A 22,112-nucleotide genomic window follows, 5' to 3' on the forward strand; every position below is an offset into this window, starting at 1 on the left:
GAAGCCGCGCGGGAACGTGCCCACCAGTACTACTCATGGGTAAAACCGACGTACACCGATGGAAGACGGACTGCTGGAAATACGGTGAAGACACGCGGGTCGTGTGGCCACACGACGGCTCGCTCGACTCCGAACTTGGAGAACAGCTATCCGACCATCCGGACTACAACGTCCAGCGGGCGTTCAGCAAATCGCTCGGGAGGAAGGTCTGGAGCAACGTGTGTGACTCGTGCGACGCGTATCAGGGAACCATTCATCCGCAAAGAAGCAATCGAGTGGTCCGCACCCCCGTTGGAGTGACCTCTGTGTGGCGACGAACACGACAGGTACCCGGACGATCGGATGGGCGGCGCGTTCGGTCAAGGCGGCTCTGTTGAAATCCTTAGAACCTGACAGCAGCCGTGTGACACATATAGGGGTGTGTTCAGCACACGCTTATTGAAGAGTGGTTCAACTGGCAGCACTCTGTGACTCGAATAATTCTCCAAGGAGGAGGAATCCACCGACAGGGGACAGAACACCACCGATTGACTATTGTGCCTGAAACGGACGTATTCAGGGCTATCAGAAGATTACCACAAGCAAGGATTCCGAGATATATATTGTTCATCTGTCAACTTTATGATTCCCAGCCGCAATAAACTGTTAGCGACCACATTTCCTGCATCTATCCTGCCGCACTCACGTCAGTTGCTGACCGACTTGCACTCTATTCAGCATGAACTCAACAAAATATCAGCGAATGAGTATTTAAACAGAGCCGTCAAGGCCAATCGGGGTATTTTGGTACCGATGTTTACTTTCACTGTGGTTTGCAATTATTGAAATCCTGGTATTGCGAAGGGTCTGGGCATGATACGCGATGCCCGGGCACTTCGCGACAACTTCGTCCCTGCAGATCTCGAACATCGAAATGCCGAAATCGGACATCTCTCGTCTTATCTCGCTCCGATTGAGAACGACGAGTCTGGTGAGGATATCCTGATTACTGGTCCATCGGGGGCTGGGAAAACAACGCTCGCCAAATTCGTCACAGCCGAGCTAGAACGTGCGACGCTCGGTGCGAGGGCTGCCTACGCTAACTGCCTCTCGAACTCCACGAACGCTGGTGTCCTACACTCTCTGATGCGTGATGCGAACCTCGGCATCGAATTCGACCGCGGGAGTACCCCAGTCGGCGAGTATCTCGACAAGATTCGGGACCTCGACGAACAGTTTGTCGTCATTCTCGATGAAGTGGACGTCCTCGAAGACCCGTCGCTCATTGCGATGCTCTACGATATTCCGAACGTGACGACGCTGATGGTCTGTGTCTCCGAGGATGCGTTTATCTCCGGTCTGGACATGCGCGTCTCCTCGCGGGCACGTGCTGCGGCGTCAGTGAAATTGGAGAAGTACCGCGACCGGGAGATTGCAGACATCATCCGCGCTCGCGTCGAGTACGGTCTCGACCCGGGCGCGGTCGACGAGGCGACTATCCAACACATGGCGTCGCTTGCTGCGGGAGACGCTCGTCTTGCGATTACCAATCTCCGACGTGCTGCCGAGCGTGCCGATCAGGAAGAACTCTGTGCGCTCAGTCCCGGCCTCGTCGACGAGGTTTCCGATGGTGCGGCTGGCGAAGTCCACGAGCGGAACGTCGAGCGTCTCTCGACACACAAGCGACTGCTCTACGATATCGTTTACGAGCACGGTGAACTCTCTTCGTCGGAACTCCACGCTGAGTACGAGCGACGAATTGGCTCTCCAAAAGCGAAGGTGACGCGCCGACGCTACCTCGGTGCGCTTGAACGCTATCGACTCATCGAAAAGGAGGGTGCGACGAGAGGTACCCGGTATCGGCTTGTCGAACCCTGAACCGCGGAACTGTCAAGAGTATCGGTCCTGTACAATCAATTGCTTCTGATTACCTCATGTCGAAGAAAAAACGCACCATCGAGAGGAATTGCGTCGATTGTGGTAAAACAATCCGAAGTACCGTCTACGAGGATGGAACATATGATGGGGGTCACTATTTCGGTGAGTTCACCGTCCCGGACGAGGACAGTGGGGGTGAATACGAGAAGACAGGTGAGTGGGAGGGTCACGATGTCGTGAAGTGGACTGGAGAAGAGTTGTCCTATGAGTATTGGGAATGTGATAACTGCTACACCTCAGAAGAGGGATAGTACGCTCGGCAAAATTCATATATTGTATGAAGACCATGCATTGAGTGAAGGCATGTCCCGAACCACCGCAACCATTCCAAACGATCTTACCGACCTCATGGAGGGGGCTGTCAAAGCGGGTATCTTCGAAAACAAAAGCGATGCCATTCGCCACGTCTTACGGGCGTATTTCGAAGAAAACGAGAACGCGCGGATTGCCGCCGCGGTATCGCTTTACGACGACGGGGAGATTACCTTGGGTACTGCTGCCCGCCTCGCTGGTGTCAACCGGTTCGAGATGAGAGGCATACTGCGAGAAGAGGGAGTTGAGCTACGATTCGGCCCCGAAGATATGGCTGCCGCGAGAGACGAAATAGAAACCGCTCGTAACCTCGAATGACAGGAGCGCCGAAGAACGCGACAGTACTCAACACTACTGTCCTCTCGAATTTTGCTCAGGTGAATCACATCGAGTTATTATTGGATTTACCGCGACTCGTGACCGTGGATGCTGTCCAAGAAGAACTCGAAGAAGGGACTGAGACCCATCTGTATCTTGAACATGCATTAGCCGTACTGGAAGAGGGAATCCCCGTAGTCACTCCGTCTTCCTCAGCAGAGAAATTAGAAGAGAAGCTTCTGGAAACGTTGGACCCTGGAGAAGCGCAGGCTATAGCCGTTGCGGAGGCCGCCGATGGAACCGTTATCACTGACGATGGAGATGCGCGTGCTACTGCGAAGCAACGTGGCGTGGGCTTGACCGGGTCAATCGGACTCCTGGTACGTTTCGTCGAAGATGGTGAGATTTCGGTAGAGACCGCTGACGAGTACCTCAAACGCTGGATCGATGAAGCTGGGTTTCGGTCTCCCGCCCGTGACTTCGCCGTCTTTCTTGAAGAGTGAGTGGTTGTATTGTAGTGATTTGAGGATAGGTGAAATAAGGCTAAGACTAGGTGATCGTGTTCCCTTACTGAATTCTGTGAGAGCCTTATTATTTGGTTCTAGTTGCAGTATCACTGTTCTCCATATCGAATGGGAGGTTGATGACGAGTTCATCGAACCAGACGACTGGGCGCTTGCTCTGGCCATCTTCTTCGAAGAAGATGACGCCCAGCCGGGCAAGCCGACTGAGTTCTTCGTGGACGTTCTTCACGTCGCGGTCAACGACCCGTGCGGTCTCGTTGATACTGGATGGCTCTTCGTGGCGGATTGCCTCGATGAGGTCGAGTACACGCGGCGTCAGCGTCTCCATGAGGTCGTCGTAACTAGTGAACGAGAGTGTCGGGGTCGAGTCCACAGCATCGCCACGCTCGAGCGACCGGATACTCTCGGTAACGTCTTCGTAGAACTCGTCGGAGGATTTCACCGTGACGACGAGCGTTGATTCAGCCAGGAGCTGTTCGCGTTCCATCGGGTGCAGCGGCGACGTAGTGTCTGACATGGGTATCATCATAGGATGGCCCCACGTCAAATTAGATAATAAAGTTGACCAGCCTGACTAGCTCAAACAATACAAGCGAAATTGCCATTGAGATGGTTCACCTGGCTCCGACTTTCAATTCATACGATAATATTCATCAGAGCAATAAGAATGCCTGCGAGGGACTCACCTACAGCGTCGAGTGGAGTAGCGATAACCGTTGGAAGAGCCTGACTGGCAGAAACTGGAGCGAGGCCCACGAGCGTTAACGAAACAACAACAAACAACAATATGTCGGATGTTACTCGGTATAACCGTCCCAAAGGAGAGAACGCGGTCACGAGTCCGATGAGCAATGTAATCCGTGTTATTGCACTGAGAACAGTGTAGGGGTACAGAAGAATCCCTGCAACGAGCTCTGACGCTCCAGAGGTTTTCCTTATCGTAGTTCCACCTAAGAGTCGGTTGAATTCATGTTTGAGAGCTTCACTGAACTCTGACTTAGTCGTGCCAATGGGCTTCTGGCTCATAGTATATCACCCTGTTCAATGGCCTCTGCCATCTCTTCATCGACGTGGAAAACATAGTCTAAACTATCCCTAAGAGTGTTGCGCGAGTCGCTAGGCGGCAAGTCTCGATCTATCGTGATTGTTGCGTCATGGATCATAGTGGTGTTTTTTGGTCCTTCAACAAATGCACAACTAGCCGTAGGCCGTCTACTCACACAATTGACCCCCTCGGTGTATTCAATAACAAGGTCAGCACTTGTGCTGGAATTAACCCGGGTGAATTCGACTTCTCGGTCGGTCGTATTAGCGAACCGGGCTAGCTCTAATGCTGCGCGCTCCTCGTTATGTTCCTCTGTCGCATTGACATACACCTCAATAGTTGGCTCTCCCCACGGATTATCCGCTGTTTGGAATATTTCTGCCAATCCCAAGTTGGTTGCATCATTCCCAGATGTGTCAGCAGCTATAAAACCAGCTGACCCGAGTGCAATCAGAACCCCAACCGCGGTGAGCATTCTGATAATGTGCATTACTGACATACCAGACAAATATTGAATGGGACAATAAAATTATCGAGGGAGATATTAGTGAAAGTAGTGTATTCTCGCAGTAAATAGGTATCTAACCACTTGGTGAAATTTGAAAATCACTATCGATACTTTCTATAGCTGTTTCCAGATTCGTTCACCGCGCTAATCGCCAGACGGCGCGGTTATTCGTTCATTCGTTCATTTTCACTCATTCGGTGATAGAGCTAATCCCAAGCGGGAATTCGACGTTTTAGCCCCTCAAAATTGGAAGATTCGTTCATCACCCGTCAAACCGTATATACCAGATTATCATCGGACTCAGCATGTCCACGACAATTGGGGGAAGATCGCGCACCGGAACCAGTCGGACGCTCCGGTTGCTGAACGGTCTACAAGTCCGAATCGAGATTACCTCAGACGCTGACTATGCCGCTCGCCTCGACGTTCATCACGGCGCTCGGCGGTGGGTCTACGGAATTGATAGTAACGAGATTGCGACGCTCATCGACGGGTTCGATGATGAGGGACGGGTTGACGACCCCAGAGAACCGGAGTGGATGCGCGAGGTCTTCGTGCAGTTGGGGGTCGATTGGTAGTGTCGAACCTATGGTTCCTTGAGAATCGGTGGTTGGGATTAGAGTTCAGGTGGCTCGAACTCCTCGTTCAGATACGCCAGACCATCGTCTGTAATCTGGTAGTAGCCGCCTTGCTCGCGGACCATCTTTACGAGTCCTGCCTCTTCCAGCATCGGCAGACGACGCTTCACAGTCGAGTAAGATATGTCGATATCACGGAGTTCGAAGTTAACCATGATAGCCTTCTTGTTAAGCGCCAGACGACCCTGAGCGAGGAGCTCAAGGATTTTATCGTCATTTCCGGTCATCCATCTGGCTCGGCGGCGCATTCAGACTCAGGGTTCGGGAAGTTCGTCCTCATCGACGTTCCCAGCGAGGAACTCGCGGCCGAACTCCGTGAGTTCGTAGATACCCTCCTCGTTAGAGAAGAGGCCTGCATCCTCCAATACGCGCATTCGTTTGTTGACGTACTGTCGGTGGTAATCGATATTGGCCGCAATCGATTTCGCTGTCACAGCGATGTCGTGGTCCTCATAGAACAGCATTATCTCGTAATCTACGGGCGAGAACCACGAGATTCGATTGACCATCTCTCTGAGGAACTCGTCAGACATTGTTCAAAAATCACGGCTATCGTAGTTAAACCCATCTACTATAGGGGAGTCTATTTCTCTACGATAGTGGATAGAATTTATATCGGATGCCTCTCATTGTCGATACTGACGACTCTCACCGGATGCGACAGGTCCGAGGAAAATCCCGGACCCCTGCTGGAACAGGAGCCCGGTCAAGGGTCGTCGGCCATGATGACGACCGCTGAAACCCTCTCGGGGGTAATTGATAAACCCCCCGACACGACCGCAGAACGGTCTGCAAACTGCCTCGCGTGTGGGAGTCTCATCGAAGGCTTCGCCGCGAGTGGCCCCGGCCGTCACACTGTTGAGCCGTGTGGCTGTGAACTCGGATTCGTCCGCGCGAGCGATATCGCGCAACTGGAGGACTTCTGAACCATGAGCTACGACTCTGAGAACCTCGATTGTATCGTCGCGCATCTTCGCGCGGAAATCACTCCCGGTGACTGGCTCGTCTACACGGCGCGCCGCATCGCCACCGAGACCGGCCTCAGTAGCCACGAAGTCGGCTACTGGCTCGGGCGCATCAACGGCTCTCATGACGGCGTTGAGCCGATGGACGTTCCCGGTCTCAAGTTCACGAAGTGGAACCCCGGCGCGTCGAGTCCGCTCCGCTGGAAGATTGAGCGTGTTGCTGAGGATTCTTCTGAGCGTGCTGTCGCCGATGGCGGCGTCCGCTGGATTGACCTAAGAGAAATCCAGCAGCAACTCGTGAAAGCCATCATCGAACTCGAGAACGATGGCGACGTCCCGTATGGTCTCGCTATCAAGGAAGTCCTTAGCGAACGCTACGGGAAGGAAGTGGGTCATGGTCAACTCTACCCGAATCTCGATGACCTCGTGGAGATGGACGTCGTTGAGAAGGGCGAAATCGACCGCCGGACGAACTCCTACGCGTCGACCGGACTCGCTCGTGCGATGGTCGCTGGAGAGGCTGAACACATGGCCCACCTCGCCGGTCTTGAAGTCTCCGAGGCGGTTGCTGACGGTGGCGAGTTCCAACTCCCAGAAGGGACGACTGCCGAAGAGTCGAGTGAGTGTCCCAAGTGCGGCTCAGGCGATGCAGTTGTCGCTGCCGGTGAAGTGTACTGTTGGGACTGCGGCCACGGTCATCAGGAGGGTGAAGAGCGGTGAGTTGCAAGCGCTGCGGGTCGCCGTCCAAGGGCGCGTACTGCTCTCCCTGCGAGATGGAGATGCGCCACGAGGACGAACGCGAGTGGCGGATGGCCGATATCGACCGCGACCTCGAGGGCGGCGAAGGGATGTTCGTTCACAAGGTCGGCCTCGCGTCGGTCGACCGAGGGGACGGTATTGAGACCGACGGCGGTCGCGATGTTAACGAGAACCCGTTGGAGGACCTTCTCACGGATGCCGAAGAGCAGAAAGAGCAGTTCAACGAGGCTCGCGAGCGACTCCAGAACGTTCGTCAGAAACTGAAAAGTCTCGTTGAGGAACTCCACGAGGAGGATGCGCTGAACGATTACGAGACCGAGAAGATCCACGAACTCATCACCGACGGGAAGTACGGTGAGGCGCGCGAGGCAATCGTCGGCGCCCGTGCGAAGCACGAACTCGCGTTCGATGACGAGGAGAAGGACCTCTTCGCGAAGCACTTCTCTGAGTCGTGGTCCGAACATGTCGAGGCGGTCGAGCAAGTTCGGACGGCACTGCTCGACTTCTCTCGGGACCTCAGTCGTGAGGACCTCGTCGCGTACCTCTACGGGAAGCACTCTGGACTGAACAAGGGCGATATTCGGGCCGTCTTTGATGCATTCGATGAAGTCGACCGAACCGGTCTCGACGTGAACCAGATGGCCCGACTGCTCACCGCCTACAAGCACGACCTTCGGGTTCAACCGACCGTCGACGTTCTCGAAGCCATTGAGCAGGAGGCAGAACGATGACCGCCGCGATTCATCGTCTCCAGGAGGCACTCGACGATGTGAATCACGAGCGCAGTCGTCAACTCATCCGTGAGGCGCTCCAGTACGAGGAAATTCACCTTTCTGAGTGGCTCCAGACTGTCAACGGCCTAGAAGGCGTCCAGCACATCGAGTGCGACCGTGACGGCTCCGAGACGGTCTGGTTCGACCCAAACGACGTGTTTGCTATCGAGGCGACGCTGGATGTCGCGCAGTCGTTCGGGTGGTCCGTCAAGTCGGTGAGCTTCGACGGTCGCTCGATTACCTTTGCTCGACCGGAGGTCCACGATGAGTAACGTTGAGTCCCAGCGTCTTGGTGCGACACTTTCGGACATCGACCACGTCATGGGGGTGACCCGGTCGGTCCGTGAGTCGGAGTCGAACGCTGCGGAACGTGGTCGTCTCAAGCGCGCACTCTGGAATCTCAACGCCGCTGTCGACGACATCGAGGATTACCTTCGTGGTCGGTCCGAGCGCGAGTTCGTCGCTGAGGTTTCGACGAAGATGGGTGTTGATGTCGATGACTTGGACGTTGAGTCCGAGGTCGTCGATGGTGAGGTTGTCCACCGCGCGAGGTGGTCCCTGTGAGTGGTCCGCGCGATCTCTCGCCTCGCGAGGCTCGCGAGCGGTTCCTTGCCCGTCGAAAGCGAAACTCAACGGAGAGGACGGTTCGGAGCTATTCGAACCGCCTGAATGTTTTCGTGCACTGGTGTGAGTCCGAGAACATCGAGTCGATGTCGGAACTCACGGGCTGGCACCTTGACGAGTTCCTTGCGTTCCGGTCGGCACAGGACGTCGCTCCCGCCACTATCAAGGGCTCGATGACCGCCGTTCGGCAACTCCTCAAGTACTGCGTCCGTATCGAGGTTGTCGATGAAGACCTTCTGGATAAGGTCGAAGTACCAAAACTGACCAAGGACCAGCAGACAAGCGACGATAAACTCGAAACCGACGAGGCAAAGTCTCTGCTTGAGTTTTATCGAAGCTCGACGCAGTACTACGGAACCGCGTGGCACGCTCTCCTCGAAGTAGCGTGGCATACTGGTGCTCGAATGGGTGGCCTTCGTTCGCTGGACCTCTCCGATTTTGATGCCAGTGAACAGACGTTCCAGTTCGTTCACCGCCCTGATTCTGGCACGCCACTGAAGAACAAGACCGATGGTGAGCGTATTGTCGGCGTTCCGAAGACGGTTGTCGATGTTCTCAATACGTACATCGCCCGCGAGCGGTCCGACAAACGCGATGATAGCGGGCGAGAGCCGCTGTTCGCCGCTCGTCAGGGCCGTCCGTCAGATACGACGTTTCGCTGCTGGTCGTACCTCGCGACGCAGCCGTGTCTTTACCGCGCCTGTCCTCACGGTCGTGATCGCCATTCGTGTTCGTACACGAATCGTAACAAGTCGAGTCAGTGCCCGTCGTCGCGGTCTCCGCATGCGATTCGGACGGGATCGATTACGTGGCAACTTGACCGTGGCATCCCGATTGAGCTTGTCGCGGAGCGTGTGAACGCTGCGCCTGCGACGATTCGTCGCTACTACGACAAAGCCGACGAGCTTGAGCGATTCCGTGAGCGCCGTCAAGAAATCGCGCTCGAACTCGATATCGAGGAAGGTGCGTGAGATGCTTTCAGAATCGACCGACAGCAAGGCGGTCCCTTCGGTTTTCCCGTCTAGTGCACATCCCTCCGGCCCCATTTTCTCTCAAAAATCACCCACATAGCGAGCGCTCCGTCGCGCGCGGACGGCGTGATTTTGTGTGTAAGGCACCCGGAGGATTTAAACCAGGGAGCGTCGCGAGCGAAGCGAGCAGAGCGACTGAGGTTCAAATCCCACCGTCCCAATATCCCATGCAGGCTGCAGTCTGCTCTCCATCCTACAGTTCTTCATATCCGCCGCAAAGCACTCGATGTGCAGGGCTGCGAGTATTCCGAGCAACTAACTCAACGACCTACTCGCTTCTCAAACTGGGTTACCTATAGTAGCGTTTGCAAGTCATTGCACACTCGATCGACCGCTATCGTGCGATTGGCTGTGTCACCAGTTGCAAACGCTACTATAGACAGTGCCAGTCTAAGAGTGTCATTGGAGCCCAGATCTGAAAAACTGAAGAATAATCACAGACCAAAGAAACAGACCCAAGCCATAGCAGATTAAAATAATTCGAGTACTGTCCGTTCCAGATGTTGATGGTAAGTGAATATTCCCAACCACTCCTCTGCCAATGGCTTCTTTTTCCTGGACGCCTTCACTAGTCACATTCGTCCTTCCTGCTTGACCACCACCGAGAGCTACCAACACGACCCCGATAATTGCGGTCAGGACGAGATATAACCCAGAGTGTGTCGTTAGATAGATAGCACCGACAGTAATGATTCCCGCGAGAATCGTATAGATGAGGACTGTTACTGCGACTACTCGCTTGTCCATGTCATAAGTAGAACGACAGTTAGTTTAATTTTTATCATTTTGAGGAATTGGTGTATCGCGCGTCCCGGTGTTCTCGGAAGTCCGTTACGTGGGTCTTGACCTGAATTTCCGTCGACCCCCCGGGGGGTTGGGGGGTATTGGGGGTCGACGGAAACTGTTGAGTGGGAGTAGTGTGTAGGAGGCTGTATACCCTCGAATCGGGCATGGTTACAGACGAACCCTAGTTGGGTTGAAGCGAACAGGATGGCGAACGCGGTGTCTGCGCCAGTTGTTACAGACGAACCCTAGTTGGGTTGAAGCCACGACAATCAAGTCTGGTTGCATGGCGACACGGAGTTACAGACGAACCCTAGTTGGGTTGAAGCCTGTGGCCTCCAGCGGCCGTCAGACAGTCGCATCCGAGTTACAGACGAACCCTAGTTGGGTTGAAGCAAGAAGCCGCTCGCCGTCCTCGATGACGGGCGGGCGGTTACAGACGAACCCTAGTTGGGTTGAAGCGACAAGACTCGCGACGAAGCCGAGTCGAAACGCCGCGTTACAGACGAACCCTAGTTGGGTTGAAGCCTCTTTATCCCTCCTGCCCGAATGTCTACGAATATCGTTACAGACGAACCCTAGTTGGGTTGAAGCGAACCCACTGGTGAAGAAAAAGTTGTAGAGACCCTAGTTACAGACGAACCCTAGTTGGGTTGAAGCACGACAATCAAGTCTGGTTACATGGCGACACGGATGGGTTACAGACGAACCCTAGTTGGGTTGAAGCTTCCACAACGTCGGGGAGGGCGAAATTAGCCAAGCAGTTACAGACGAACCCTAGTTGGGTTGAAGCTCCCGCTGGGGATGTCGGGAGTGCCGGGCGAGCCAGTTACAGACGAACCCTAGTTGGGTTGAAGCCCCGGCCCGTTGCCCCCCACGGCAATCGTCTGCTGTTACAGACGAACCCTAGTTGGGTTGAAGCCGTCTGTGTTATTCTGTGCGTCTGCCGCGACAACGTTACAGACGAACCCTAGTTGGGTTGAAGCATTGCCTGTCCCCGTCGTGTAATCAACTCGGAATCGTTACAGACGAACCCTAGTTGGGTTGAAGCGAGATGTGCGACCGCGGCGAAATGAGCAGTTCGTGGTTACAGACGAACCCTAGTTGGGTTGAAGCGCGACATGGGGACCGTCGAGAACGCGCTCTATGGGGAGTTACAGACGAACCCTAGTTGGGTTGAAGCCGAGGGTCCCGGTGTCGAGAGGACCGGGACGGACGGAGTTACAGACGAACCCTAGTTGGGTTGAAGCTCGGTAATCTGGGAGGCGTCAGTCTCGGCCGAGTAATCGTTACAGACGAACCCTAGTTGGGTTGAAGCCTCGCCATCGCCGCGAACTCGGTCCTCCTCGGGGTGGTTACAGACGAACCCTAGTTGGGTTGAAGCAAGCCTTGAGAGTGTCTGTTGGTATGATGAATGTTGTTACAGACGAACCCTAGTTGGGTTGAAGCAAGTAGACCGCGCTCAGTTACGACAGCTGCTCGAGTTACAGACGAACCCTAGTTGGGTTGAAGCACGATGATCTCGCCAGTCTGCAGCGTTACATTGGGTTACAAACGAATCTTTTCTCGTGAGGACTTCCGAAACTAACCTCTTCCCGGAACTAGTCGAAGGTCAAACAGTAACTACAGGGCGTGAGTGTATCAACTCGCCGCTATTCAACGACCTCGAATGGCGCGGCGAGTGCGATGCCTGCATCATGTTCGGAGAACCCCCAGTAAATGAATCGGTACGTGGCTGGTGTGTGTGCCGTACACCGTTGGAACGGACCTGAAAATTCGTTAGCGCTAAGTGTCATTTCCCATCGGAATTCTTCACCAGGCTCCAGCACTCGCTGAGACGGTGACCACTCATATTCTTCGGGCACACCGATGGTATTCCGCCACGTGTCGTCAGAGCTTAACCGCTGAATCATATAGCGCGGTTTCCCAAGTGTGGTGAGTGGGTCAGTGGACTCGTTTGTGAGTGTCGCCACGAATTGCTCACCTGGCGAAATAGATTGTGGCACCGTCAACGACGCATACCGAAGGTAGTCCACTATCGACCGCTTCATGAACACTTCTCCGACGTCACGATAGCCCGAAGAGCAGACCTGCTGTTCGTTTCCTGTAACGGCGTCAAGGCACCCAGCGGAGGGCAATTCCCCCGGCTGAACCACCGAGTGCGAGAAGCCGACGACGTGAGAAGGGAGGGCTCATAGCAAAATCGACTTCATCTCGAAGTATATATATATATATATATATATTTTGCCACTACTCTCGCATTGAACTGGCTGTTAGACTCGCACACCCACCTATCAGATAGTTCAGTAGAAGTCGGCTGAAATAACAATCAGACAGGCCTCAGCTGGAGGCTAACCAACTCCAAAAAACCATTCTCGGAAGCAATCGAGTCTCGAAACTGCCCAAGTGCGTGGCATTGACTCGCAGACTGTGCGACAGCGAATTCCTCAACTCAGTGCCAATAAGTTTTTGTTTCATGGTTTCATGTGTCACGGCGTATCGCTATGAAGCCATGTCACAGTTGTCAGGCGGTTATCGACGAGTACATCTTGGATAAACAACTCGAATCCCTGCGCGACCTCACAGTTGACGACTTCAACATCTGTGCGGACTGTGCAACCATCGTTGCTGATGCGTGCGTGGAGTGCGGTGGCGGAGTGTACGTCCCGCAGAATAAATCGGATACGCCCGACTATTGTCCGGCGTGTCGATCCGACCTCATCGACCGCACCGGACACGACCCCGGTTGGAATTGCGATATCGCGTCTCCCTAACCGACACTGGAGACCTCACAGTATTTTGGCTCCCGTAGACAGTTGAGAGACACCTCTACCACCCAACTGGTGCAGCATCAATGCTCCCCCGGCGAATTCGTAGCCGGTTACAGATGAGTCCCATCGGTTAGAGCTATAGTAGCGTTTGCAAGTCAGTGCACACTCGACCGACCGCTGTCGTGTGATTGGATGTGTCACCAGTTGCGAACGCTACTATAGAAGCCAGTGCTCTAGACGATTCACTGCAATATGCCTCCAATAGCCTCGTGGTTCGTGCTTTGAGGTTCCCCACTCGGCGTGGGTATCGACCTCAGCGACGCGCAACTAATATCCGGTGCGGTGGCCAGCAGAATCAAGCCGCCTTCTCGCACAGAGCAAAAATGACGGCGGAAAAATCGACGCGTGTTTTGACTATATTTGTATATTTATTGGCGTGATCGCAATACAGTCCTGATGTCGAGTGTGTCTGTTTCGATGTCGACTCTCTGGCCGTCGAATTCGAGTTCGAGGTCAGGGTTGTCACTCTCTAGGTCGAGTTCAGGGTCGGCGTACTCGACGTCGAAGTCGTCTGTCTCGATATCGACCTCACCGTCCGAGTCGATCTCGATATCGAAGTCTCTGCTGTCGATTTCGACGTGGCTCCTGAAGATTTCGATGTCGAAGCTGTCACCTTCGATCTCCACGCTGTCGCCGTGGCTCTCGATTTCGAGATCCCCGTTGTGACTTTCGACCTCCCATTCACCATCTCTGAATTCGATGTCGAAGTCATCGCTCTCGACATCGAGGTCGTCACCGTCGTCGCGAAGCTCGAAATCGAGGTCGTTGTCTCGCCCCTCGACCTCGATGTTGGAGCCGTCAATTTCGACATCGAGGTCGTCGCTGTCGATCTCAACGCGGTCGCCTTCGAACTCGTAGTCGACGTCACGGGTGTCGATTTCAGCCCTTCCGGACCGGAGGTCGATGTCGAAGTCGTCTGTCTCGACCTCGATGTTGTCTCCGCTGTGTTTGACCTCGACCGAGTCGCTGTGACGTGCTGCAACGGGCCCGGCCGTAAATGCGATTACGACGAACAATACAACACTGGCTGTTAGTATTGTGTGAAAGCCTCGGCTCAATGTTGTCATAAGGGTTCTCCCCAGTATTCAGTACGTGAACAGGAAGCGTCACTTACCCGAGCCACCCGCATGCTAGGATGTAACACAGGCGTACTAAGTTCCGAATGGTTTCGACTAGTTCCCGTGGTGTGCTGGGCAACACATGGTTCAAGGCAGAACACAGGTGGTAGACACCCGGAGCAGAGACTACCGACGAGAGCTCATAGAGGAGCCCAAGTGCACCCAGTTCGATACGCAGGCTACTGATTGGAGAAAAAGCATTGAATGTGGTTATCAGTTCGGCCAGTGTGTTCGACCTTCGTGTACTGTTGCCGTGCCCCTAGGCATTTCCAGATTCTGGAAATTGTTCCTCAGTTATTGGTTTTCAGAGAACAGTACAACAAATTGCAATGGATTGGACACCCACACGTAGACGGCTCCTCCAGGGAAGCGCCCTCGTCACCCTCGGCTCGATGGCCGGGTGTCTCTCTGCTGCTAGTTCAAGGCAGGAGAACACGCAAAACGTCGCTGGCGCCGACTCGACCAGCGAGACGACGACTTCGAGCAAGCACACGGAGACAACTACTGACAACTGTGCTGACGGCGAGACAACTATCGAGGCCACCGAACTGTCGGAACCGGACTCACTTGACGAGTGGCTCTCGGACGCCAACGAGTACGATGGTGAGTCACGGCGTTACGGTCCAGACGAGAAAGTATCGGTCAGCGTCGGAATACCGACTGACGGAGGACCCGCGTTCGACCCGCCACTAATCGAGGTCCCGCCGATGACGAACGTCACGTGGGAGTGGACCGGACACGGCGAACACAACGTCGTCGCTCTCGACGGGACGTTCGATAGCGGCCGAACCAACGCACAGCGAGGAACGTCGTATCACTACGTCTTCGACGAACCAGGAGAGTTCCTGTTCGTTTCCGAACCGCACTATAACGGCGGAATGAAGGGTGCCGTTGTCGTTACCGAACCACCTTCGACAGGGTACGAAAGAGTGGATGAATGGATGATAAACAGCAGTAACTTCGACGGGACCGTCGCCGACGAGACGGATACCGAAAGCGTATCCGTTCGAGTCGGTACGTCCGGAAACGGTGGAAACTACGCGTTCGAACCACCTGTCTTGAAGATCTCGACTGGAACCACAATTACGTGGGAGTGGACCGGCAACGGTGGTGGGCACAATATCGTCTTCCAAGAGGCTGACGTCGACTCGGGAGAGATTGCAGTCGACTCAGGAGAGACGTTCAAACATACGTTCGAAACGACTGGCACGTACTGTTACGCCTGTGAGCCACACAAAGGACTCGCGATGAAAGGCGCAGTCATCGTGGAGTGAACTGAACCACAAATATTTATATTTGTTGACAGCTTATTCGAAATCGTTCGCGGCTACGTCCCTCCTCTACCAATGCCCGACGATGCAAATCGGCTGGTCGCACAGGCAACTACGGGACTACATACCCTTTCCTGGCAGGTGTTGCTAACACGCGGATGCTGTGTCACGATGTGCAAGTTAGCAGTTCCGTCGCAGTGGTGTCTTCGGAGGGCCGAATGACTGAGTCTGATTCCTGTGCGGTCGAAGCGGTGTGTACAGCACTTGCCGACGAGGAGTGCAGACGTCTTCTCCGCGCGCTTGACGAGCCACTAACGGCATCTGACGTTGCGCAGCGTTGTGACCTTCCACAGACGAGTACGTACCGAAAACTGGGGATGTTGAGCACTGCTGACCTCGTCGAGGAGCGGACAGAGATACGAGACGATGGTAACCACACGACCCGATTCGTCCGCAACGCGACCGGGGCGTTCGTGACGTTCGAAGACGGACAGTCGTTCGACGTCGAACTCATCACCGACGATGAAACGCCAGACCAACGTCTTGCGCAACTCTGGACAGCGGTCAGTGAGGAACTATGAACACGGAACTCCCATTTGCAGTGGTCGCACTGAAGACAGTGACACTCGTTTTGGGGTGCCTCGTAACGTACTTTGCAGCCAAGGCTGCCAGAAGAACAGGTGTGACTGGCCTGGGCTATCTTGCGGTCGGCTTCGGTGTCGTCACGCTCGGGTCGTTGCTTGCGGGGGTTGCTCACCAACTCCCGCTATTCGCTTCGGATACTGCGCTTGTCGTCGAGACTGCGCTAACGGCGGTTGGGTTTGCGATTATCACGCTTTCACTGTATGTGACTCGCCAGTCAGTGTGACTCGACTCCACCTCGTGGCGGAGTGCGGAGGTGGTCTCTGCGCTGCTCCTGCCGCTTACGAAACAACCGCTATAGTAGCGTCTGCAACTGGTGACACATCCGACCGCACGACAGCGGTCGATCGAGTGTGTACTGACTTGCAAACGCTACTATAGTCGAATTTCTCCTCCCAACGGTAGCGACACCCACTCTCAGACAAAGGTCCGCCGAGACACTCCAAAGTCGACATAGATGTCAGTTGGAAGAGCACCAAAAGCACCATCGATGGAAGCGAGAAGAAAAGCGTCCGAATCGTCACGGGATTGCGACGAGACCTACCACCGTAACCTTCGGTGGGTCGTGCCAGCGGACAATTTGTGTGACTCGGGTGAGAGTACGTGGGCGAGTCACGGCTCTGCGTATTTTTTACGCCCGGTGGAACCGACTTGGAGAGTGAGTCCCCGAAACACGCACCGCGAGAATCTGTATCACGTAAAACATATTATACTCGTTGACAAATTAGTAATTGCGGCTGTCAGAGGCATGCTCCATTGAGCAACCACCTTTTGGGTCTATTACTTGTGTTGAGATAGTGGTTCTCGGCGGCGTTGATCCCGGTATCCTCACGAGGTGAAACGCCACGTGAGCCGTTTTTGGTTGTGATTGGACCGACCGCAGGTGACGGGCACATATCACCAAAACTGATTTTGTCGTGTTGGTGCCTCGTATAGGCACCCTCCATGGACAAGACAGAGATTTTCCAAGCGTTGACGCTCTGGTTTGTTGTACTTATTTTCCTTCAAACAACACCCTCTCAGTCAGGGGTGGTCCACACGGTGATCGGAGTTGTCGCCCTCGCTCTTATGTGGGTAATTCCGATATACCTCTTCGTTAGAGCATTCAACGGAGTGGCGGCTCGGTGAAGTGCTATTGCTGTCCACAACTACGGCGCAATCAAACCGGGGAGGTTCGACTGTCGATGCTCGCGAGGATGTTCAACCACTTGTTTCCACCGTCGACGTTCATCGTGTCAATATCTATCGAGCTGAACCCCGCGTCGGCGAGAAGCGACCGGATTTCCTCAGGAAGATAGCGCTCGAAGTAGCGACCATCGTGGTCGTAGCCGCTGGTTTCGCCGTGTTTGAGTGAGAGATAGGCGACCCCCTCGGGAGCGAGCACGCGTCTAAACTCGCGGAGCGTCTCCGGAGCATTCGCACGAGGAACGTGGAGAAATGACGCGCAACTCCAGACACCATCGAATGTTTCGTCACGGAATGGGAGTCGACGCATATCGCCTCGAACGAACGAGGCGTCAGGGACCGTCGCGTGAGCGGTCTCGATGAACGACGCAGTGAGGTCGAATCCGACAACGTCGAACCCGTCGGAACTGAACGTCTCAGTATCAGCGCCGGGACCGCATCCAACGTCTAACACACGTTTGCCGGATAGTTCCGTGTAGAAGTCGTCGCCGAAACGGGCCGCAACCGACTCCGAACGGTACTTTTCGACGAACGCCTCGGAGTTGCTTTCGTAGACGGTGGACGTGCTAGTGACCTCATCCATATCCGGTCCTCAGTATCGAGTGTTGTTACTTTTGTCACTCACCTGCCTTCTGTGTCAGTAGATTGGGTTCGGATGTACGTCGGTTCGACTTCAGGCCCTTCGACCCAAGATGACGTCCCATCCGTCGCCTTCCTCGGTCACAACGGTTTTTGCCAGACAATCCAACGGCAGTTGTGATGGAACTCGTCTCTGTCGCCGCGCTCGCCGAGAACCACGTCATCGGGCGCGACGGCGAACTCCCGTGGCCGAGCATCCCCGAAGACAAGAAGCAGTACCGCGAGCGAATCGCGAACGACCCGGTCATCCTCGGACGGCGGACGTTCGAATCCATGCTCGATGACCTCCCGGGGAGCACCCAAATCGTCCTGAGCCGAAGTGAACAGGACTTCGAAGTCGACACCGCCGAACACGCGAGTAGCGTCGACGAAGCCATCGAAATCGCCGAATCGATGGATGCTGAAACCGTCTACGTCATCGGCGGCGAGGCAATCTACGAACTGTTCCAACCGCATCTCGACCGGATGGTGCTAAGTCGTATCCCCGGCGAGTACGAGGGAGACACGTTTTATCCCGAATGGGAGACGGACGACTGGGAACTCAAGTCGGAGACCCCTCACGAGGAATTCACGCTCCAAGAGTGGATTCGGACGGACCGCGAGTAACGCGTCGCGACGAGGCACGCTGCGGCGAGTAGATTGATGCGTCGGAGGCCCTTACCGGGCGACGATGGGGCTCAACCTCGATACGCGGATTCTAGCACTCGCGCTGGCGCGGATGGCCGACGCGCTTGCCAACTCCTTCCTCGTCGTCGTGTTGCCGTTGTACATCGGCAGCCAAGTCGTGTCTCTCCCCGCGTTCGTCGGGACGACCGTCCAACTCGGCGTGGCCGAATTCATCGTCACGCCCGAACTCCTCATCGGTATCGTTCTCTCGCTGTTCGGCTTTCTCAATAGTTTTAGCCAGCCGTTCACAGGATCGCTGTCGGACCGCACCGGCCGCCGAACGGTCTTCCTGTTGACCGGACTCGCGCTCGTCGCCATCGGAAGTGCCGGCTACCTCGTCTTTACCGACTATCTCTCGATTCTCGTCATGCGCGCATTACAGGGAATCGGTGCGGCGTTTACGATTCCCGTCACGGTGGCGCTGGTCAACGAACTGTCGGCAGACGACGAACGCGGCGGGAACTTCGGCCTGTACAACACCTTCCGGTTGCTCGGGTTCGGGATTGGGCCGCTCGTCGCTGGTGTCGTCGTCACCGCCGGGCCATACGCAATTTCGGGTGTGGAGATATCCGGATTCGACGCCGCGTTCCTCGTGGCGGTCGCCGGTGCCGTGATTAGTTTCGTGTTGATTGCCCTGCTCATCGACGACCCAGAACGGACGGAAAGCGAGGCAGCAGACGACATCTCCATCACGATTTGGAACCGCGACGGACCGGGGTTAGACCCGGTGTTTGCGCTCGGAGTCGCGACTATCGTGATGGCGCTGAGCATCGCGATGTACGCGCCGCTTGCCAACGTCATCAACGACCGACTCGACCAGGGGACGTTCCTGTTTTCCGTCCAGTTCGGCGCGACGGTCCTCGCAAACGTCGTCTTCCAGTATCCAATCGGTCGACTGAGTGACCAATACGGGAGACAACCGTTCTTGGTCGGTGGCTTTCTCCTCTTGCTGCCGACCACGCTCGCACAGGGGTTCATTCTGTCCTCGGGGATAATGGTTCTCGCACGGTTCCTGCAAGGTATCGCCGTTGCGGCCGTGTTCGCGCCGTCGCTGGCGCTCGCTGGAGACCTCGCGAAAGATGGCCAATCCGGCTCGACGCTCTCGTTGTTGACGATGGGGTTTGGACTCGGTATCGCATTCGGAGCGTTGTTCTCGGGAGTTCTCGTTGGGTTCGGCTTCGCCGTGCCGTTCGTCGCCGCGGCCGGTCTCGGGGTGGTCGGCCTGTACTTGGTATCCACGCAAGTCGTCGAAACAGTCTCAGTAACCCCCCTTAGCGGGGATTAACCTGCAGAACGCTTAACCCCGAAGGGGCAAACATGTCGTTATATTCCCACACGCATGGGTGACGAAGGCCATTCCGGGAACACCGTCTCGATTGTTCGTGCCGTGGCGATGGACACTCAGTGGCGGTGGCTCACACTCGAATACACCGTCGTCGTTATCGCTCTTACACTCGGGTCAAGCGAGTTGTTTCTGCCGCAACAGGCCCCAGGACACGGTGTTGCGAAGTTCTTCGGGCTTTCGCTGCTCTCTATCGGGACCGTCTACGGGACGTTCTGGCTCGTCAAAACCGGCGCGTCGGCCGAAAAGATACGCTCTGTGGTCCGAATTAGTCTCATATTCGGTGTGTATGGGATATTCGTCGCGGGAATCGTCGCTATTTCCCACGCGCTTGGTAATTCGACACTCTTCGACTCGTTATTTTTACTGGCTGCCGGCGGCCTTGGTGGCGAGGCTATCGGCGTCCTCGTCGGAGACTGGTACACCGACCTCCAGCAGGCGAAACAAGAGACACAGAAGCGCTTGCAGCGGGAACAAGACGTGACGAAGCGGTTCAGCGTTCTCTATCGCGTCTTTCGGCACAACCTCCGAACGCAAGTGAACATTCTGCTCGGGTACACCGCGTTACTCGAAGCATCAGACCACGCCGACGAAGCCGACGAGTATGTGGACATAATCCAAGAGCATCTCACCCAGTTGGAGTCACTCGCGGAGAACGCAAACCGCCTCAGACGCGTGTGGGAGACAGAAGACCAACGGGAGACGAAACTGGTGAGTGAGCTGTACGAAGACGGTCTCATCCCACTCGCTGACGAATTTCCCGAGGCGACGGTCCGAATCGAGACGCCACCGGACTGTCCCGTCGACTGCCATCCGTTTGCTCACTGGGCCCTCGAAGAAGCAGCAAAGAACGCAATCATCCACACTGGCGACGATTCGACCGTCGAAGTCACCGCTCGCAGAAACGGGAGCGACGTCGTCATCGAGGTCACCGACGACGGTGATGGTATCCCGGAACTGGAACAGGAAGCGCTCGCCGCACAAAGCGAGACGGCGCTCACCCACGGGCGAGGACTCGGGTTGCAGACGATTTACTGGACCGTTCGGGCGAGTGGTGGCGAAGTCGACCTCTCGGACGGTCGCTCGGGAGGCGCAGTCGTCTCGATGCGGTTCCCGCTCGCCTCGCAATCCGAGTGATTTTCGTCCGTCGTTGCCTCACGAAACGAGGCCGACGAGGAATTCGCGTACTGTCGTCGACATTTCGTCCCACGTCGTGTGGTCGACAAATCGGTCACGTGCCGCGAGTGACAGCGGCGTCAGCAACTCTCGGTCCCGGCACAATGGGGCAACGGCGTCGGTTATCGCCGACGGGTCGGTCGGGTCGACGAGAAAGCCGTCTTCGCGGTGCGTGACGAGTTCGTTCGCACCGCCCGCCGACGAGACGAGCGCCGGAAGGCCGAATCCCATCGCCTCGACTGCGGCAATGCCGAACCCTTCGTAGTGCGACGGGAGTGCGAACAAGTGCGACTGTCGGAGTGCCGTGGCGAGGTCTTCATCTGAGAGTCGACCCGCGAACGTCACTCGGTCGGCGACACCGAGTTCAGAGACGAGGTCGTGTAGGGAGACCACGTACTCGTCGTCGACCGTCGCGCCGACGACGGTTACCTCCCAGTCGTCCCTGACGCGTGCGAGGCCGCGAAGCAACCCGTCGATGTTCTTCCGCGGTTCGAGGTTGCCGACCGAGATGAGACGAAGCGGCCCCTCGGCGACACGCGCTCGGATTTCTTCGTCGTCGAGAGGCGTCCCGTACTCGGAGAACCGGTCGCCTGCGGGGTACGCCACGACGCTCGGGTCGGGGTCGGTGACGGCCGAAACGGTCTCTTTTGTCGTCTCGCTGTTGAACACGAACGCGTCGACTGAGTGGAGATAGCGTGTCTCAATTGCCCGCCGGATATACCGCCGGAACGTTCCGAGGTTCTCAAGCGAGTTGAGGTGGTGGACGACGGAAACGACTGGTATATCGTCACCGAGTCGCGGGTTCACGCCGACGAGCGAGGGATGACACAACTCGTCTTGGAGAAGTACGTCCACGTCGAGAGAGCGCAGGCGGGAGAGCGACGTAACGTTGTCTCGGAGGCGATGTCGGTACGGTCGCTCCGGGAGCGAAATAACGGTCACCTCGTCGCCCGCGGCGCGGAGACCGCGAACGAGTTCGAGGTCGTATCGGTAGCCACCGGACCGACCGTCGAGCGGTCCGTAGACGACGAAACCAACCCGCACG

The 22,112-nt window shown here is 55.8% G+C and carries 25 protein-coding genes and 1 CRISPR repeat array; of the genes, 17 read left to right on the plus strand and 8 right to left on the minus strand.

Features of this window, described 5'->3' with window-relative positions:
* Positions 1–852 precede the first annotated feature (852 nt).
* The 3 genes from HFX_RS06440 (at position 853) to HFX_RS06450 (ending at position 3,050) form a co-directional block, all read left to right on the plus strand.
* The gene (locus HFX_RS06440) at positions 853–1,857 is read left to right on the plus strand and encodes a Cdc6/Cdc18 family protein (protein WP_004057217.1); all 1,005 of its coding nucleotides are present in this window, start codon (positions 853–855) and stop codon (positions 1,855–1,857) included.
* A gap of 363 nt (positions 1,858–2,220) precedes the next feature.
* Positions 2,221–2,547, plus strand: a complete 327-nt coding sequence (locus tag HFX_RS06445) for a UPF0175 family protein (protein WP_004057215.1) — start codon at positions 2,221–2,223, stop codon at positions 2,545–2,547.
* A complete protein-coding gene (locus HFX_RS06450; RefSeq protein WP_004057214.1) occupies positions 2,544–3,050 on the plus strand; it encodes a hypothetical protein in 507 nt (168 codons plus the stop codon). The genes HFX_RS06445 and HFX_RS06450 overlap by 4 nt, the downstream gene beginning before the upstream one ends.
* A gap of 88 nt (positions 3,051–3,138) precedes the next feature.
* Here HFX_RS06450 and HFX_RS06455 read toward each other — a convergent pair whose 3' ends face one another.
* The 3 genes from HFX_RS06455 to HFX_RS06460 all read right to left on the minus strand — a co-directional run bounded on the left by HFX_RS06455 (position 3,139) and on the right by HFX_RS06460 (position 4,615).
* Entirely contained in the window at positions 3,139–3,588 is a 450-nt protein-coding gene (locus tag HFX_RS06455; RefSeq protein WP_014732272.1) for an HVO_A0114 family putative DNA-binding protein, read from the minus strand.
* A gap of 119 nt (positions 3,589–3,707) precedes the next feature.
* A complete protein-coding gene (locus tag HFX_RS19630; protein WP_049917413.1) occupies positions 3,708–4,097 on the minus strand; it encodes a hypothetical protein in 390 nt (129 codons plus the stop codon).
* A complete protein-coding gene (locus HFX_RS06460; protein ID WP_231512898.1) occupies positions 4,094–4,615 on the minus strand; it encodes a hypothetical protein in 522 nt (173 codons plus the stop codon). The genes HFX_RS19630 and HFX_RS06460 overlap by 4 nt, the downstream gene beginning before the upstream one ends.
* Positions 4,616–4,929: 314 nt before the next feature.
* On the opposite strand from HFX_RS06460, the gene HFX_RS06465 reads away from it, so the two are divergent.
* The gene (locus HFX_RS06465; protein WP_004057211.1) at positions 4,930–5,202 is read left to right on the plus strand and encodes a hypothetical protein; all 273 of its coding nucleotides are present in this window, start codon (positions 4,930–4,932) and stop codon (positions 5,200–5,202) included.
* A 38-nt stretch (positions 5,203–5,240) separates the two neighbouring features.
* Here the strand turns inward: HFX_RS06465 and HFX_RS06470 are convergent, their stop codons facing one another.
* Positions 5,241–5,510 (minus strand): helix-turn-helix domain-containing protein, encoded by a 270-nt coding sequence (locus HFX_RS06470; protein WP_320055129.1) that lies wholly within the window; start codon positions 5,508–5,510, stop codon positions 5,241–5,243.
* Positions 5,511–5,516: 6 nt separating this feature from the next.
* Positions 5,517–5,795, minus strand: coding sequence for a helix-turn-helix domain-containing protein (locus HFX_RS06475; protein WP_004057209.1), 279 nt, complete (start codon positions 5,793–5,795; stop codon positions 5,517–5,519).
* Between the two features lie 189 nt (positions 5,796–5,984).
* On the opposite strand from HFX_RS06475, the gene HFX_RS06480 reads away from it, so the two are divergent.
* The 7 genes from HFX_RS06480 (at position 5,985) to HFX_RS06515 (ending at position 12,971) form a co-directional block, all read left to right on the plus strand.
* On the plus strand, positions 5,985–6,188 hold the full coding sequence (locus HFX_RS06480; protein ID WP_004057208.1) for a hypothetical protein: 204 nt from the start codon (positions 5,985–5,987) through the stop codon (positions 6,186–6,188).
* Positions 6,189–6,191: 3 nt separating this feature from the next.
* A complete protein-coding gene (locus HFX_RS20605) occupies positions 6,192–6,947 on the plus strand; it encodes a helix-turn-helix transcriptional regulator (RefSeq protein ID WP_004057207.1) in 756 nt (251 codons plus the stop codon).
* On the plus strand, positions 6,944–7,717 hold the full coding sequence (locus HFX_RS06490) for a hypothetical protein (protein ID WP_231512897.1): 774 nt from the start codon (positions 6,944–6,946) through the stop codon (positions 7,715–7,717). The genes HFX_RS20605 and HFX_RS06490 overlap by 4 nt, the downstream gene beginning before the upstream one ends.
* Positions 7,714–8,031 carry a hypothetical protein gene (locus tag HFX_RS06495; RefSeq protein ID WP_004057205.1) on the plus strand — a complete coding sequence of 106 codons (318 nt, stop codon included), beginning with the start codon at positions 7,714–7,716 and terminating at the stop codon, positions 8,029–8,031. The genes HFX_RS06490 and HFX_RS06495 overlap by 4 nt, the downstream gene beginning before the upstream one ends.
* Positions 8,024–8,323 carry a hypothetical protein gene (locus HFX_RS06500; RefSeq protein WP_004057204.1) on the plus strand — a complete coding sequence of 100 codons (300 nt, stop codon included), beginning with the start codon at positions 8,024–8,026 and terminating at the stop codon, positions 8,321–8,323. Before HFX_RS06495 ends, HFX_RS06500 begins: the two co-directional genes overlap by 8 nt.
* Positions 8,311–9,354, plus strand: coding sequence for a tyrosine-type recombinase/integrase (locus tag HFX_RS06505; protein WP_014732275.1), 1,044 nt, complete (start codon positions 8,311–8,313; stop codon positions 9,352–9,354). Before HFX_RS06500 ends, HFX_RS06505 begins: the two co-directional genes overlap by 13 nt.
* A 1,013-nt stretch (positions 9,355–10,367) precedes the next feature.
* Positions 10,368–11,710: direct repeats of the CRISPR family, unit length 30 nt; unit sequence GTTACAGACGAACCCTAGTTGGGTTGAAGC.
* Positions 11,711–12,701: 991 nt separating this feature from the next.
* A complete protein-coding gene (locus tag HFX_RS06515; RefSeq protein ID WP_004057202.1) occupies positions 12,702–12,971 on the plus strand; it encodes a DUF7571 family protein in 270 nt (89 codons plus the stop codon).
* 425 nt (positions 12,972–13,396) lie between these two features.
* On the opposite strand, the gene HFX_RS06520 is transcribed toward HFX_RS06515, so the two are convergent.
* The gene (locus HFX_RS06520) at positions 13,397–14,044 is read right to left on the minus strand and encodes a DUF4097 family beta strand repeat-containing protein (RefSeq protein ID WP_004057201.1); all 648 of its coding nucleotides are present in this window, start codon (positions 14,042–14,044) and stop codon (positions 13,397–13,399) included.
* 431 nt (positions 14,045–14,475) lie between these two features.
* On the opposite strand from HFX_RS06520, the gene HFX_RS06525 reads away from it, so the two are divergent.
* From HFX_RS06525 to HFX_RS20610, 3 genes are all read left to right on the plus strand, one after another.
* Positions 14,476–15,420 (plus strand): halocyanin domain-containing protein, encoded by a 945-nt coding sequence (locus HFX_RS06525; RefSeq protein ID WP_014732278.1) that lies wholly within the window; start codon positions 14,476–14,478, stop codon positions 15,418–15,420.
* Positions 15,421–15,635: 215 nt separating this feature from the next.
* The gene (locus HFX_RS06530; RefSeq protein WP_004057199.1) at positions 15,636–15,998 is read left to right on the plus strand and encodes a winged helix-turn-helix domain-containing protein; all 363 of its coding nucleotides are present in this window, start codon (positions 15,636–15,638) and stop codon (positions 15,996–15,998) included.
* Positions 15,995–16,285, plus strand: a complete 291-nt coding sequence (locus HFX_RS20610) for a DUF7521 family protein (protein WP_004057198.1) — start codon at positions 15,995–15,997, stop codon at positions 16,283–16,285. Before HFX_RS06530 ends, HFX_RS20610 begins: the two co-directional genes overlap by 4 nt.
* 933 nt (positions 16,286–17,218) lie before the next feature.
* Here the strand turns inward: HFX_RS20610 and HFX_RS06545 are convergent.
* Complete coding sequence (locus HFX_RS06545; RefSeq protein WP_004057196.1) at positions 17,219–17,827, minus strand: class I SAM-dependent methyltransferase; 609 nt, start codon at positions 17,825–17,827, stop codon at positions 17,219–17,221.
* Between the two features lie 176 nt (positions 17,828–18,003).
* On the opposite strand from HFX_RS06545, the gene HFX_RS06550 reads away from it, so the two are divergent.
* The 3 genes from HFX_RS06550 (at position 18,004) to HFX_RS06560 (ending at position 21,028) form a co-directional block, all read left to right on the plus strand.
* Complete coding sequence (locus HFX_RS06550) at positions 18,004–18,489, plus strand: dihydrofolate reductase (protein WP_004057195.1); 486 nt, start codon at positions 18,004–18,006, stop codon at positions 18,487–18,489.
* Positions 18,490–18,553: 64 nt separating this feature from the next.
* Positions 18,554–19,834: an MFS transporter gene (locus tag HFX_RS06555; RefSeq protein ID WP_004057194.1), complete on the plus strand. Its 1,281-nt coding sequence runs from the start codon at positions 18,554–18,556 to the stop codon at positions 19,832–19,834.
* 54 nt (positions 19,835–19,888) lie between these two features.
* Positions 19,889–21,028: a sensor histidine kinase gene (locus HFX_RS06560; RefSeq protein WP_004057193.1), complete on the plus strand. Its 1,140-nt coding sequence runs from the start codon at positions 19,889–19,891 to the stop codon at positions 21,026–21,028.
* Between the two features lie 18 nt (positions 21,029–21,046).
* On the opposite strand, the gene HFX_RS06565 is transcribed toward HFX_RS06560, so the two are convergent.
* Complete coding sequence (locus HFX_RS06565) at positions 21,047–22,111, minus strand: glycosyltransferase family 4 protein (RefSeq protein WP_004057192.1); 1,065 nt, start codon at positions 22,109–22,111, stop codon at positions 21,047–21,049.
* Between the last annotated feature and the right edge of the window lies 1 nt (position 22,112).

It is taken from the genome of Haloferax mediterranei ATCC 33500 (assembly GCF_000306765.2).
GTDB classification, from domain to species: domain Archaea; phylum Halobacteriota; class Halobacteria; order Halobacteriales; family Haloferacaceae; genus Haloferax; species Haloferax mediterranei.